Here is a 14,821-nt window from a genome sequence, read left to right as displayed (position 1 = left end):
ACGAAATGCATTATTTTTTAAGAATTACTCTTTTAGCTCATAGATTTTATCGAGCAACATATCTTTAGTAATAAAATCTGATTCTTCAAGCGAAAGTGCTGATTGATATGTAACTAGAGCTTTTTTCAAATTTCCATCTTCTTCGTAATACATGCCAAGGTAATATGAGCCAATCATTGAATCTGGATATTCTTTTCTGGCTAGTTTTGACAACTCTTTTAAAGAATCTAGATCCTCTTTTTTCTTTGAAGCAGAAGCAATTGCTCTTAAGTCATTTTCGATGACTTTCTTTTTAAAACCATAAAACAACTCAATATCTTCATACTTTCGCATCAAATATTCAAAAGGGCTTCCTTCGTATTCTAATATTTTTTCTTTGTATTCCTTTTTGGTAATTGGTTTATAAAATGAAAATATTTGGCTCAATGCCTTCGGAATACCTAATCCTACTAAAGAATAGTGGTTGGCATCTTCAAACTCGTCAAAGCGATAGTGAAAAAACTCATTCTCTACTCCTTTTAATGAATTATCTAAGGCAAGAATATCTGTTTTTAAACGTTTCACATCATCATCTGCTGTAGCTAAATAATAAAATGTGTTAGAATTTATTAACGGAACTCGCTCTGTCATAAATGTTGTCATCTCTGGAGCTAATTCTGGGCTCAATAAAATATAAGCTCTAAAAAGTGGTTTATCTTTAAATAAGTAGTAATTGATAAAATTAGCACTCATATCATGACCAATGGCAATTCTAAAATCAGACACCATATAATTACCTTCTATATAAGGAATGAGCTCCATCCCTAAAAACTCGAAAAATCTTGCACCTTCATCATGAGGAAGTCCAGTTTCTTCAGCATAAAAGAAATCGCTATCTCTAGTATCGCTTTGATTAACACCTACAACAATACAATTTGGAATGTCTTCCCAGTACGATTGATAATCGGTATTACCAACAACAGGTTCAAACAGATAATCACCATCTAATACAATCACTAAAGGATATAAAGTTTCCTCTTCGGCATCATAATTTCTTGGTAACTGTATTTTGATTTCTCTTGATTCACCAAGTTTTGAAGACTCAAAAGGTTCGTAAATAACTTGAGCAGTTAGAGGTATTGAAAAAAGAAAAACTAATGCGAATAACGTAAAGTGCTTCATCATGGCTAAGGTATTATTACTATGCAAGGTAAAAAATTATTCGGTTCTATTATAGATTGGTAAATAAAATAGAGATAATCCACCAAGAACAATAATCATAAAAGTTTGTGATGACCACATGATCCAACCAAAAGCAATACTAGGTTCTTTTGCTATTGCAAATATTGAAAATGCAGCATACACAGCAACAGGATAAGAACCAATACCTCCATTTGTAGCTGCAATGCTAAAGCTAGCAGAAATAAATCCAATTAAAATAGCAGCAAAAGGAATGTTTGATGTTTCTTCAATAGAGAACGAAGTAACGTAAAACATTAACACATACATTGCCCAAATAAACAAAGTATGACCTATAAATGCCCATTTATGTTTCATTTTAAAGATCGTCATAACTCCTTCTACTAAACCATTTACAAAAGTTCTAATTTTGGTTGCTATCTTTGACTGACTTCGTTTAATAAACACAAAAAATAAAGCGACAAGAATGAGTAATACAACGATACCAAAAATGATTTTTTGGGGTTGAAATCGTTCAGTAAAAAATTGATAAATAAAATCAAATTCCAAAAAAAGTGTAATTGCAATAATTCCTAACATCATCAACATATCAGCAATACGTTCGGCAACAATGGTTCCAAAACCTTTTTCAAAAGGCACTCCTTCATAATTGGTTAAAATAGTTGCGCGTGTAATTTCTCCAGCACGAGGAATGGTATAATTAACCAAATAGGTTGCAAAAACAGCCATAATACTATTAGGCAATCGCAAGGTATAACCTAAAGGTTCAATCATAAATTTCCAACGATATGCTCTAGAAAGATGACTTAACAAACCAAAAAACAAGCCTAAACTAATGTAAAAATAATCTGCATTTTTAAAGTAAGTAAGCAACTCATCAATAGAAATTTTAGAGAGTGAATACCATACCAACAACACTCCTAATAATAAAGGGAGTACTATTTTTAGGACCTTTGCAGTGTGTTTTTTCAAAAGTTTATTTTAAAAGATTAGTCGCTTCATCAGGAAACACTAATGAAGGCTTAAACACTTTAGCGTCTTCAATATCCATAAACGCATAAGTGATTAAAATAAGCGTATCTCCAACAGCTACTTTTCGAGCTGCAGCGCCATTAAGCGTGATTTCTCCACTATTTCGAGGACCAGGAATACAATAGGTTTCTAAGCGTTCACCATTATCGTTATTTACGATTTGAACTTTTTCACCTTGAATAATATTAGCCGCTTCCATTAAATCTTCATCAATAGTAATACTACCAATATAATTAAGGTCTGCTCCAGTAACTTTTACTCGGTGAATTTTAGATTTTACAACTTGAATTTGCATGAGGCAAAGATAATTAATTTAATGCGATATTATCTATAAGTCTAATATCATCTGCATATACAGCTATAAATGCTCTGTATGTTTTTTTGTTAGATTTTCGTTTTACAGTTTTAAGCGTATCTACATCGGCAATAATGAAATATTCTAGTTCTAATAATTCATGTTTAGCAAATTGATGTTTTACCCACTCAGTAACCTTATTAGCACTTTTTGTGCCAAACTGTTCTTTGGCAGCTTTTAAGGTTGCATAGATAAAAGGAGCTGCCATTCTGTAATTTGGTTTTAATCTCATATTTCGCGAGCTCATTGCTAAACCATCTTTAGCTCGATAAATTTTACAACCAATTACTTTAACAGGTATATGATATTTTTCAACCAACTTTTTAATAATCATTAATTGTTGAAAATCCTTTTCTCCAAAATACGCACGATCTGGTCTTACAATTTCAAAAAAGCGCTTAACAATAGTTCCTACACCATCAAAGTGACCATCTCTAAAACGACCTTCCATCTCGTGCTCTAATCCATCATATGAAAATGAAGTTGATGAAACATTGTCACCATAAATATCGTCAACTGAAGGTGCATAAACCACAATTTTTTCTTTAGAAATATCCTTTAATAATGCTACATCTTTATCTAAAGTTCTAGGATACTTCTCCAAGTCATCTTGGTTGTCAAACTGTGTTGGATTTACAAAAACACTAACGACTACAACATCATTATCTTTTAAACCTTTGACAATCAAAGACGCATGTCCTTGATGTAATGCTCCCATTGTTGGAACAAAGCCAATTGTTTTTTTTTCAGACTTTAAACCATCGACAAATTGAATTAAGTCTGTTTTGTTTTTAAAAATATGCATACACTAACAAAAGTTTAACAGCGTGCAAACTTAATATTTTACTAGCAATCTGCATAAATTTTTGTAATTTTGCATGTTTTTTATTTTTAATTCCAAAAACGGCAGATTTATGAAAGATAAGCGAATATTGTATGTGTCATCTGAAGTGGTTCCATATTTACCAGAAACAGAAATTTCTTCAATGTCTTTTGAAGCACCTAAAATGGTAAATAAGCAAGGTGGACAAATACGAATATTTATGCCGCGTTATGGTAATATTAATGAACGAAGACATCAACTACATGAGGTTATTAGATTATCAGGAATTAATCTTGTAATCAACGATTTAGACATGCCTCTAATCATTAAAGTGGCTTCAATTCCTAAAGAAAGAATTCAAGTGTATTTTATTGACAATGAAGAATACTTCAAACGAAAAGCAACACTTACAGATGAAGATGGAAAACTTTTTCCAGACAATGACGAACGTGCAATATTTTTTGCAAAAGGCGTAATTGAAACGGTAAAAAAACTAAATTGGTCACCAGATATTATTCACGTTAACGGTTGGTTAGCTTCGCTTTTACCACTATATCTTAAAGAGTTCTATAAAGACGAACCTCTATTTACTGAAAGTAAAATTGTGACCTCTATATACAATCAAAGCTTTGAAGGAACGTTAGATAAAAACATGGTTAACAAAGTTAAATTTGATAATATCGATGATGCTAGTATTAAATTGTTAGATACTCCAAGCTATAATAATCTAATGAAAATTGCTATTGATCATTCTGACGCTTTAATAAAAGGCTCTAGTGATTTACCAAAAGAACTAGATGCGCATTTAGATGCTTGTGAAAAGCCTGTTTTAGAATATTTTCCTATTGAAGAATTTGCAGAGCCTTACACAGAGTTTTACAATACCAAAGTACTAACTTAGTAAAAAGTATACATGAAAAATAAAACAATTGCCCTAAGAAACTCTGTTGTTCTTGTTCTTCTAACAAGTTTATTTATAGCTTGTGACAAAGACTTTGCAACTATAGAATCTGATATTATAAATAATAATACCGCAACAAGTTTTGATGTCCTATCAAGAGACTTTGATGTCATTGCTTACACAAAACCTTTAGAGCCCGTTCAAACCAACTCTTTACCTATTAACTCATTAGGTGTATACAACGATGCTGTTTATGGACAAACAATTGCTAATGTTGTTACTCAGTTATCGCCTTTAATTTCAGATCCAGATTTTGGAACAGATGCAGTTTTAGATTCTGTGGTAATAACCATCCCTTACTTTAGTACACTTACTAATTTTGACTCTGATAATAATCCTGTTTATAAGTTAGATTCTGTTTTTGGAAACGCTCCCATGAAACTTTCAATTTATGAAAGTAATTATTTCTTAAGAGATTTTGATCCTAACTCTAGCATTAATGACCCTCAAATTTATTATTCAAATCAAAACACAGGAACAGGAGTAATTCCTGACACTCAATTAGAAGGTACACTTCTATATTCTGACGATAATTTTGAACCTGAAGACGATATCATTGAACTAGAAAACGAAGATGGGGAAGTTACACAAAGATTAGCTCCTGCTTTGCGAATAGCATTTAATGCCGATGAGACCGAAGACCAAGCAGAAATTGCCTATTGGCAAGATAAAATTATTGCTAAATCTGGGCAACCTGAATTAAGCAACACCAACAACTTTAAAGATTATTTTAGAGGTTTGTATTTTAAGGTAGAACCCATTGCTGGTGAAGGCACAATGTCTCTTTTAAATTTTGGAAGTTCAAATGCAAACATTACACTTTATTATACCAATAACACAGATTCAGATCCTACTCAGTCAACTTTTATAATAAATTTTACTGAAAACCGAGTTAACTTTTTATTTAATGACTTTAATATACCTGATGGAGACGACAGTTTTGGTGACGAAAAATTATATCTTAAAGGAGGAAAAGGTTCTGTAGCTGCTGTTCAATTGTTCGATGGTGAAAATATTGATGAAGATGACACGATTAATAGTTTTGAATCTTTCAAAAATGAATTTGTTGAGGTTGATGAAAACGGAAAGTTTATTAAAAGCAAAAAACTAATTAACGAAGCCAACCTCGTTTTTTATGTTGACCAAAATAGTGTTTCTGATATTGTAGAGCCTGAACGAATTTATCTCTACGACATGAACAACAACATTCCTCTTATTGATTATTTGTTTGATTCTGCCAATACTGTTTCACCTGTAGATTCAAGAACCAGTCATTCAGGAAGATTACAACGTGATGAAAACGGGAAAGGTTTAAAGTATAAAATTAGAATTACTGAACATATTAATAATCTTTTACTGAAAGATTCGACTAATGTAAATCTTGGTCTAGCTGTTTCTGGTAATATTAATTTAGAAAACAACGCCCAACAATTTGATGTATTAAACTCTGCTAACGCTACCAATAAAGTTCCTATGAGTTCAATAATTACTCCTAGAGGAACAGTTCTTTATGGAAATAATACTTCGGATGAAGAAAAAAAATTATATTTGGAAATCTTTTTTACCGAACCAAATAATTAGAAATTACTATGTGTGGAATTGTTGGATACATTGGTCATCGTGAAGCTTACCCAGTTATTATTAAAGGCCTTAAACGATTAGAATACAGAGGCTATGACAGTGCTGGAATTGCTTTATTTGATGGAAAAGACATAAAATTATCTAAAACTAAAGGTAAAGTTGCCGACCTTCAAGGAAAGCTTGAAACTGAGATTTCAACAAATGGTAGTCTAGGTATTGGTCATACACGTTGGGCAACACATGGTGTACCAAATGACATAAACTCTCATCCACATTATTCTAATTCTGGAGAACTTGTCATCATTCATAATGGAATTATTGAAAATTATGAATCCTTAAAAAAGGAATTAATAAAACGAGGATATACGTTCAAATCTGATACTGATACCGAAGTTTTAGTCAATCTCATTGAGGATGTCAAAAAAAACGAAAACATAAAATTAGGAAAAGCCGTTCAAATTGCCTTAAATCAAGTTGTTGGAGCTTACGCAATTGCGGTTTTTGACAAAAACAAACCTAATGAAATAGTTGTCGCAAGACTTGGAAGCCCTTTAGCCATTGGTATTGGAGAAGATGAATTTTTTATTGCCAGTGACGCCTCTCCTTTTATCGAATACACTAAAAATGCGATTTATCTTGAAGACGAAGAAATGGCAGTTGTTAGAAGAAAAAAGGGTATAAAAATTAGAAAGATAAAAGACGATTCTCTTGTAGATCCTTATGTACAAGAACTTCAGCTTAATCTAGAACAAATTGAAAAAGGTGGTTACGACCACTTTATGCTTAAAGAAATTTATGAGCAACCAAGCGCTATTCTAGACACCTTTAGAGGCAGAATGCTTCCAAACGAAGGCATTATAAAAATGGCAGGTATTGAAGACAACATGAAAACCTTCTTAAATGCCAATAGAATTATTGTCGTTGCCTGTGGCACATCTTGGCATGCTGGTTTAGTTTCAGAATATATTTTTGAAGATTTAGCTAGAATACCTGTAGAAGTTGAATACGCTTCAGAGTTTAGATATAGAAACCCTGTTATCACAGATAAAGATGTTGTAATTGCCATTTCTCAATCTGGAGAAACGGCAGACACTTTAGCTGCAATAAAACTAGCAAAATCTAGAGGTGCATTTGTTTTTGGAGTTTGTAATGTTGTTGGATCGTCTATCGCTAGAGAAACAGATGCAGGAGCTTATACGCATGCTGGCCCAGAAATTGGTGTTGCTTCAACTAAAGCTTTTACCACTCAAATAACTGTACTAACACTAATTGCACTACGTTTAGCGAGAGCAAAAGGAACGATTTCTAGTTCTGAGTTTAGACAACACATGATTGAATTAGAATTAATTCCTGAAAAAGTAAAAAAATCATTAGAGTCTGATGCCTACGTAAAAACAATATCCGAAATTTATAAAGACGCTAATAACTTCTTATATCTAGGTAGAGGTTACAACTTCCCAGTTGCCTTAGAAGGTGCTTTAAAACTAAAAGAGATATCATATATTCATGCCGAAGGTTATCCTGCTGCCGAAATGAAACATGGTCCAATTGCCTTAATTGATGAAAACATGCCAATTGTTGTTATTGCAACAAAAAAAGGACATTACGAAAAAGTTGTAAGTAATATTCAAGAAATAAAATCTCGTAAAGGTAAAATTATTGGTATCGTAACTGAAGGCGATAAACAAGTAAGAGAACTAGCAGATCATGTTATTGAAGTTCCTGAAACTATAGAATCTCTAACACCTCTTTTAACAACTATACCATTACAGCTGTTATCATACCATATTGCCTTAATGCTAGGCAAAAATGTTGATCAGCCTAGAAATCTAGCAAAAGCTGTAACTGTTGAATAAATCATAGTAAGATTTAAATCTTAACCAAAAAATTTAGTTTTTAGCAAAAAACCACTCTTGTTTTTGTTAAAAACTATTATGCGTGCATACTTTTTTAAGAATTATTCACTACATTATGATATAATTATTTATATTGCTATACTAAATTTAACTAATTCCCTAAAATGAAGACACTTTTCAAAACTATGATGCTGTTTTGTTGCGCCTTTTCTTTTGCACAAACTACAGTAAAAGGTAAAATCACCGACAATAATGGTCAACCCTTACCAGGAGCTAACATTATTGTTACTGGAACAACCACAGGTACGATTTCAGATTATGATGGTAACTATACCTTAACCATCGAACAAGATCCTCCATTTACAATTCAAATTAGTAGTGTTGGATTTGAAACTGTTAATCAAGAAGTTACAACAAACCCTCAAATTATTAACATAACTCTTAATGAAGGTACAGAATTAGATGAAATTGTTATTTCAGCATCTAGAACTCCAGAACGAATATTTGAATCTCCAGTTACGGTTGAACGATTTGGACTCAAAGAAATCAAGAATACCGCATCAGCAGATTTTTACGGTGGCTTAGAAAACCTCAAAGGTGTCGATATCAACACCAATAGTTTAACTTTTAAATCTATTAACACTAGAGGATTCGCTGCTTTTGGAAATAACAGGTTTGTACAACTTGTTGATGGTATGGACAACTCAGCACCTGCACTTAACTTCCCTTTAGGAAACTTGTTAGGTATGACCGAAACAGACGTTCAAAGCGTAGAAATTTTACCAGGAGCTTCTTCAGCACTTTATGGAGCAAATGCTTTTAATGGTATTTTATTTATGCGTAGCAAAAGCCCATTTGACCACCAAGGTATTAGTGGTTATATAAAACAAGGAATAACATCTCAAGAAGCTGCTGGTGATAATGACTATACTGATTTAGGTATAAGGATGGCTCATAAGTTTAGTGAGAAATTTGCCGCTAAAGTCAACTTTGGATATTTAAAAGGTACAGATTGGTTCGCTACAAATTATGATGATAAAGACAGATTAGGAGGAACTCGAGAATCGAATACAAACTATGATGGTGTCAATGTTTATGGTGATAATGTTACTCAGAATATTAAATCAATAGCTCCTGCTAGTGTGCAAGGACTAATACCAGACGTTAATGTAAGTAGAACTGGATATAGAGAAGAAGATTTAACCGATTATGATGCAGAAAGCATAAAAGCAGATTGGGGTTTATACTATCGTCCTTGGGAAAATGATTTTGAAATACAATATGTTGGTAAGGTAGGTACAGGTTCTACAGTATACCAAGGTGCGCAACGTTATAGAATAGATAATTTCTTTTTACAACAACATAAATTAGAAATTAAAAATGATAATTTCTTTGTAAGAGGTTATATAACAGCAGATAAAGCTGGAGACACCTATATTATGGATGTTGCTGGACCAAATCTATTACAAAAATGGAAATCTCATCGAGATTGGTTTGGAGACTATATTAATACTTTCGTTGGTGCTACTCTTACTGGTGCTACTGAAGCAGAAGCTCATAATATTGCTAGACAAGTTGCAGAAGAAATAATAGATCCTAATGGTGATGATGGCATTGAACGATTTGAACCAGGTACTCCAGAATTCCAAAGAGCTTTTGACGAGGTTACAAGTGACACCAGTTTTTTAACTGGATCTGCAATTAGAGATAACTCACAAATTTATCATGGTGATGCTAATTATAATTTTGGAGATAAAATAGAGTTTGCCGAAATACAGCTTGGTGGTTCTTACAGAACCTATAGATTAAATTCTTTTGGAACTATTTATGCCGATGAAAATGGTCCTATTACGTATTCTGAATTAGGTTTATATACACAATTACAAAAATCATTAGAATTAAACGAAAGTTTAGAATTAAAACTAACTGGTTCTATCCGTTATGATAAATCAGAATTATTTGATGCTTTTTTATCACCTAGAATTTCAGCTGCCATAACAGTAAACGAAAACCATAACTTTAGAGCATCGTTTCAATCTGGATTTAGAAATCCAGACACTCAATCCTTATATATTGGTTTAGAGACTGCCTTAGGAACACTCGTTGGTGGTGCATCTGACATTGGTGAACGCTATTCAAGAGATTATAGCGTTAGTCAATTTGCACAAGACAATTTTGGACAACCAGCAGTTAAAACTCAAGATGCTTCTGCAGCTTATACTAATTCATTATTTGCATCTATTGCAAGTGACCTATCAAATCATAATCCTACTTCTAATGGGAGTGAATTTATAGGCAATTCTAATTATGTTAAACCTGAACAAGTCAGTTCATTCGAAGTAGGTTATAGAGGAAAAATTAAAAAATTCATTATTGATGCCTCAGCTTACTATAGCTCTTATAAAGATTTCTTAGCTAATGAATCTGTAATAGCTCCTCTTTATGGTAATGTTTCAAATTTCGATTTAACAGGCTATGACCCAAATAACTTAGCATCTATAGCAGGTTTGAATCAAGATACACAGCAAATTTTATCAGCATTAAATCAAGGAGATGTTAATGTTTACCAAACCTATACTAACTCTGAGGAAAAAGTAAATTCTTACGGAGCAGCAGTACAGGTTTCTACTAAAGTTTTAGGTGACTTTGATTTAAGTGCTAACTACACCTATGCAAAAATGGATTTCGACATAAAGAGCAATCCTGATTTCAGAACTAATTTCAATACTCCTGAGCATAAAGTTAAAGCATCATTTGGAAATACTGAACTTTTCAAAAATTTTGGATTTAACCTTGCTTGGAGATGGAGTGATAATTATTATTGGGAATCCTCATTTGGTGATGGAGAAATCCCTGCTTTTCACGTAGTTGATGCACAAATCAATTATAGAATCCCAAGTTTGAAGTCATCAATAAAAGTTGGAGGAACGAACTTGTTACAAGATGAATACTTTACCGCTTTCGGTACAGGTTATATTGGTTCTCAATACTATATCTCTTGGACTATCAATAATTTATAATAATGGAAAAGAAATTATTTAAAATGAAAACATTAAAATATATAGCGCTATCAATGCTTACATTTGGTATGGTAGCTTGCGAAAATGAACTCGTAGAAGATTTTAGAGACCTTAATGCCAACGATGATGTTGTTTTAGAAGAATTAACTGTTGGTGATTTAGATTTTTCAAATTATGTAGCCATTGGCGCATCATTTACTGCAGGAGTTACTGATGGCGGTTTGTTTATTGCTACTCAAGAAAACTCGTTCCCTAATTTATTGGCCAAACAATTTGAAAAAGTAGGTGGCGGAAGCTTTACACAACCGTTAATGAATGATAATTTCGGAGGACTTATTCTCGGTGGCAATCCAGTAATTAGCCCTATAACAGGAGATAGACTTTTTACAGAAAGACTCGTTTTTGGTGGAGCTGGTCCAGTACCATTACAAGCTGTAAATCCATCTGCAATGTCAACTACTGACTTTGCTTTAAATAATCCTACAGGTCCTTTTAACAATCTAGGAATACCTGGTGCAAAAAGTTTTCATTTAATAGCTTCAGGTTATGGTAATATTTCAAATTTTCCAGCAGCAGCCAATCCATATGCTATTAGAGTAACAGGAAATAATCAAAATGCTTCAATTTTAGAATTAGCAATGGCTCAAAACCCAACATTTTTCACTTTATCTGAAGTAGGTGGAAATGACGTTTTAGGTTATGCTACTTCTGGTGGAGAAAGTGATATAGATGCTCCTAATTATGATCCAATTACAGACTCTGCTACTTTTGATTTTGCTTTTAATAACTTAATTACTGCTTTAACTTCAAATGGAGCTAAAGGTGTGGTAACTACTGTACCTGATATTACTAGCTTATCTCATTTTACAACTGTACCTTATAACCCTATTACTCCTGATGCTTTAGGAGATCAAATATCTTTGTTAAATCAAGTCTATGGAGCTATAAATCAAATATATATTGGCGCTGGAGAACCAGAAAGAGCAATTGTTTTTTCATCAACAGAAGCTAGTCCAGTAGTAATAATTGATGAAGACGCAACTGATTTAACATTAGCAATCACTACGACTTTAGGTAGTAGTCCAACTTTTGTTCCATTTGTACAGTCTTTAGGTTTACCTGCTGCTGCTGCACCACTAGTAGCTCAATTATTAGGACAACAATATGGTAAAGCAAGATCTGCTACAGAAAATGATTTATTTGTGTTACCAAGCAGTTCTATTATTGGCGAAGTAAATGCTGAGCATGTTGTAAGTTTAATTACAGAAAGTGGAGGTCTTTTACCTCAAACCCTTGCAGGAACATTTGCTGTTGAAGGTATAACATTACCATTAGAGGATAAATGGGTGTTAACTCCAGAAGAACAACAAGAAATAGCAAATGCAACTGCAGCTTACAATACAACAATTATAGATGTGGCAGATGCTAATCCTAATGTTGCTGTAGCTGATTTAAGAGCTGTTTTAGAACAAGCAGCTATATCTGGTTATACTTATGATGAATTTGTAATGAATACCGATTTAGTTTTTGGCGGACTCGTGAGTTTAGATGGTATTCACCTAACCTCAAGAGGTTATGGATTAATGGCGCGTGAATTCTTAGCTGCAATTGATGCTGCTTTTGGTTCTAATTTTATAGCATCAGGCTCAACTCCTGTTGCTGCTGATTTGCCTACAAACTATTCTGCTACGCTTCAATAAGATAACATAAAAATTAGTTTAAAAACACCTTCTTTTTGAAGGTGTTTTTTTATGATGAAAAAAGAAAAAAAATACATTAATTTTTAAATTAAAGCTATATCTTTGCAGCGCGAAAAAGGAATGCTTTTATTACATAAAGTAAATCTCATTTTTTCACTATTGAAATATCTAAACATTAAACACATAAGTAATGTCAAAAGTTACAGGTAAAGTTGCACAAATAGTTGGTCCAGTTATCGATGTAGAATTCGGAGCTGGTACTGAACTTCCAAAAATTTATGATTCGTTAGAAATTAACAACCAAGATGGTTCTAAATTAGTATTAGAAGTACAATCTCACATTGGTGAAGATACTGTACGTACTATTGCAATGGATTCTTCTGATGGTTTAAGTAGAGGAACTGAAGTTGTTGCAACTGGTGCTCCTATACAAATGCCAATTGGTGAAGATGTTTACGGACGCCTTTTTAATGTAATTGGAGACGCTATTGATGGTATTGGTGATTTACCTAAAGCTGGTGATAACGGTCTTCCAATTCACAGACAAGCTCCTAAATTTGAAGATTTATCTACTTCTACTGAAGTTTTATTTACTGGTATTAAAGTAATCGATTTGATTGAACCTTATGCTAAAGGTGGTAAAATTGGTTTATTTGGTGGTGCTGGTGTTGGTAAAACAGTACTGATTCAGGAGTTAATTAACAATATCGCAAAAGGTCATGGTGGTCTTTCAGTATTTGCTGGTGTTGGAGAACGTACTCGTGAAGGAAACGATTTACTTCGTGAAATGTTAGAGTCTGGTATTATTAAATATGGTGATGACTTTATGCACTCTATGGAAGAAGGCGGATGGGATTTATCTAAAGTTGATAAAACGGCTATGAAAGATTCTAAAGCAACTTTCGTATTCGGACAAATGAATGAACCTCCTGGAGCTCGTGCTCGTGTGGCACTTTCAGGATTAACTATAGCAGAATACTTCCGTGATGGAGCTGGTGACGGACAAGGAAAAGATGTACTTTTCTTCGTTGATAATATCTTCCGTTTTACACAAGCTGGTTCTGAGGTATCTGCATTATTAGGTCGTATGCCTTCTGCGGTAGGTTACCAACCAACATTAGCAACCGAAATGGGAGCAATGCAAGAACGTATTACGTCAACTAAAAGAGGTTCTATTACATCTGTTCAAGCGGTATATGTACCTGCAGATGATTTAACCGATCCTGCTCCTGCAACAACCTTTGCTCACTTAGATGCTACAACAGTATTATCTCGTAAAATCGCTGAGCTTGGTATTTATCCTGCGGTAGATCCGTTAGATTCTACGTCACGTATTTTAACTGCTGATATTTTAGGTGCTGAGCACTATGATTGTGCACAACGTGTAAAAGAGTTATTACAACGTTACAAAGAATTACAAGATATTATTGCCATCTTAGGTATGGAAGAATTATCTGAAGAAGATAAAATGGCTGTAGGTAGAGCAAGACGTGTGCAACGTTTCTTATCTCAACCATTCCATGTTGCTGAGCAATTTACTGGTATTCCTGGAGTATTAGTTGATATTAAAGAAACTATCAAAGGGTTTAATATGATTATGGATGGTGAATTAGATCACTTACCAGAAGCAGCATTCAACCTTAAGGGAACGATCGAAGAAGCTATTGAAGCTGGAGAAAAAATGCTTACTGAAGCGTAAACAGCTTAAAGCTTAAAGCTTAAAGCATAAAGCAATAAACTATGTATTTAGAAATTGTATCACCTGAAGCTACATTATTTAGTGGAGAAGTAACAAGTGTTGCTGTTCCTGGTTTGATGGGCGAGTTTGAAGTGCTCAACAATCACGCTCCTATTGTATCGATTTTAAAAGAAGGTAATGTTAAAATTAATGGTAACATCACTTTAGAAGAAGATGTTGAAGCTAAATTTAACAAAACTGACAAAGGTTTCTGGTTGCCTATTAATTCTGGTACTATTGAAATGAAAGACAATAAAGTTATTGTACTTGCTGATTAAGTAGACTTTATATTTAAATAATAAAAAACGCCAAACAATTTATCTGTTTGGCGTTTTTTGTTTTCTATCTTACAATCTAATCAATCAACTATTCGTCTTTTAAATACTCTAGTATATCTGCAGGTTGACAATCTAACGCCTTGCAAATAGCTTCCAACGTTGAAAACCTAATGGCTTTAGCTTTTCCTGTTTTTAATATCGAAAGGTTTGCGGTTGTAATACCAACAATTTCAGCCAATTCATTGCTCTTCATTTTTCGTTTGGCCAACATCACATCAAGATTAACTACTATAGACAT

12 protein-coding genes are annotated in these 14,821 nt (G+C 33.2%); 7 read left to right on the top strand and 5 right to left on the bottom strand.

What is annotated here, in order from left to right; translation table 11 throughout:
- Window positions 1-24: 24 nt before the first annotated feature.
- The 4 genes from ACP15M_RS07770 to panC are packed head-to-tail and all read right to left on the bottom strand — an operon-like array spanning window position 25 to window position 3,371.
- Window positions 25-1,188 carry an alpha/beta hydrolase gene (locus ACP15M_RS07770; protein ID WP_425076623.1) on the bottom strand — a complete coding sequence of 388 codons (1,164 nt, stop codon included), beginning with the start codon at window positions 1,186-1,188 and terminating at the stop codon, window positions 25-27.
- A gap of 9 nt (window positions 1,189-1,197) precedes the next feature.
- Window positions 1,198-2,151 (bottom strand): lysylphosphatidylglycerol synthase transmembrane domain-containing protein, encoded by a 954-nt coding sequence (locus ACP15M_RS07765; protein WP_425076622.1) that lies wholly within the window; start codon window positions 2,149-2,151, stop codon window positions 1,198-1,200.
- 4 nt (window positions 2,152-2,155) lie between these two features.
- Window positions 2,156-2,506 (bottom strand): aspartate 1-decarboxylase, encoded by a 351-nt coding sequence (panD, locus tag ACP15M_RS07760; RefSeq protein ID WP_008270229.1) that lies wholly within the window; start codon window positions 2,504-2,506, stop codon window positions 2,156-2,158.
- 13 nt (window positions 2,507-2,519) lie between these two features.
- Complete coding sequence (gene panC / locus ACP15M_RS07755) at window positions 2,520-3,371, bottom strand: pantoate--beta-alanine ligase (RefSeq protein WP_425076621.1); 852 nt, start codon at window positions 3,369-3,371, stop codon at window positions 2,520-2,522.
- A 109-nt stretch (window positions 3,372-3,480) separates the two neighbouring features.
- Here panC and ACP15M_RS07750 point away from each other — a divergent pair, with 109 nt between their 5' ends.
- The 7 genes from ACP15M_RS07750 to ACP15M_RS07720 all read left to right on the top strand — a co-directional run bounded on the left by ACP15M_RS07750 (window position 3,481) and on the right by ACP15M_RS07720 (window position 14,523).
- Window positions 3,481-4,290 (top strand): glycogen/starch synthase, encoded by an 810-nt coding sequence (locus ACP15M_RS07750; protein WP_425076620.1) that lies wholly within the window; start codon window positions 3,481-3,483, stop codon window positions 4,288-4,290.
- 12 nt (window positions 4,291-4,302) lie between these two features.
- A complete protein-coding gene (locus ACP15M_RS07745) occupies window positions 4,303-5,931 on the top strand; it encodes a DUF4270 domain-containing protein (protein ID WP_425076619.1) in 1,629 nt (542 codons plus the stop codon).
- Window positions 5,932-5,939: 8 nt separating this feature from the next.
- A complete protein-coding gene (gene glmS / locus ACP15M_RS07740) occupies window positions 5,940-7,787 on the top strand; it encodes a glutamine--fructose-6-phosphate transaminase (isomerizing) (RefSeq protein ID WP_425076618.1) in 1,848 nt (615 codons plus the stop codon).
- 164 nt (window positions 7,788-7,951) lie between these two features.
- Window positions 7,952-10,807 (top strand): TonB-dependent receptor domain-containing protein, encoded by a 2,856-nt coding sequence (locus ACP15M_RS07735; RefSeq protein WP_425076617.1) that lies wholly within the window; start codon window positions 7,952-7,954, stop codon window positions 10,805-10,807.
- Window positions 10,808-10,830: 23 nt separating this feature from the next.
- A complete protein-coding gene (locus ACP15M_RS07730; RefSeq protein ID WP_425076616.1) occupies window positions 10,831-12,507 on the top strand; it encodes a G-D-S-L family lipolytic protein in 1,677 nt (558 codons plus the stop codon).
- 190 nt (window positions 12,508-12,697) lie between these two features.
- On the top strand, window positions 12,698-14,206 hold the full coding sequence (gene atpD / locus ACP15M_RS07725) for a F0F1 ATP synthase subunit beta (protein WP_425076615.1): 1,509 nt from the start codon (window positions 12,698-12,700) through the stop codon (window positions 14,204-14,206).
- 41 nt (window positions 14,207-14,247) lie between these two features.
- The gene (locus tag ACP15M_RS07720) at window positions 14,248-14,523 is read left to right on the top strand and encodes a F0F1 ATP synthase subunit epsilon (RefSeq protein WP_425076614.1); all 276 of its coding nucleotides are present in this window, start codon (window positions 14,248-14,250) and stop codon (window positions 14,521-14,523) included.
- Window positions 14,524-14,611: 88 nt separating this feature from the next.
- On the opposite strand, the gene ACP15M_RS07715 is transcribed toward ACP15M_RS07720, so the two are convergent.
- The gene (locus ACP15M_RS07715) at window positions 14,612-14,821 is read right to left on the bottom strand and encodes a helix-turn-helix domain-containing protein (protein WP_425076613.1); all 210 of its coding nucleotides are present in this window, start codon (window positions 14,819-14,821) and stop codon (window positions 14,612-14,614) included.

It is taken from the genome of Psychroserpens sp. S379A (assembly GCF_049800755.1).
GTDB lineage: Bacteria > Bacteroidota > Bacteroidia > Flavobacteriales > Flavobacteriaceae > Psychroserpens.
This window is presented reverse-complemented; position numbering and strand designations above follow the sequence as displayed.

Bases quoted from the DNA above. Each gene is read 5' to 3' on its own strand.
- ACP15M_RS07730 (WP_425076616.1), top strand. From the start codon at position 10,831: ATGAAAACATTAAAATATATAGCGCTATCAATGCTTACATTTGGTATG.
- ACP15M_RS07720 (WP_425076614.1), top strand. From the start codon at position 14,248: ATGTATTTAGAAATTGTATCACCTGAAGCTACATTATTTAGTGGAGAA.
- panD (WP_008270229.1), bottom strand. From the start codon at position 2,506: ATGCAAATTCAAGTTGTAAAATCTAAAATTCACCGAGTAAAAGTTACT.
- atpD (WP_425076615.1), top strand. From the start codon at position 12,698: ATGTCAAAAGTTACAGGTAAAGTTGCACAAATAGTTGGTCCAGTTATC.
- glmS (WP_425076618.1), top strand. From the start codon at position 5,940: ATGTGTGGAATTGTTGGATACATTGGTCATCGTGAAGCTTACCCAGTT.
- ACP15M_RS07735 (WP_425076617.1), top strand. From the start codon at position 7,952: ATGAAGACACTTTTCAAAACTATGATGCTGTTTTGTTGCGCCTTTTCT.
- panC (WP_425076621.1), bottom strand. From the start codon at position 3,371: ATGCATATTTTTAAAAACAAAACAGACTTAATTCAATTTGTCGATGGT.
- ACP15M_RS07715 (WP_425076613.1), bottom strand. From the start codon at position 14,821: ATGTCTATAGTAGTTAATCTTGATGTGATGTTGGCCAAACGAAAAATG.
- ACP15M_RS07745 (WP_425076619.1), top strand. From the start codon at position 4,303: ATGAAAAATAAAACAATTGCCCTAAGAAACTCTGTTGTTCTTGTTCTT.
- ACP15M_RS07750 (WP_425076620.1), top strand. From the start codon at position 3,481: ATGAAAGATAAGCGAATATTGTATGTGTCATCTGAAGTGGTTCCATAT.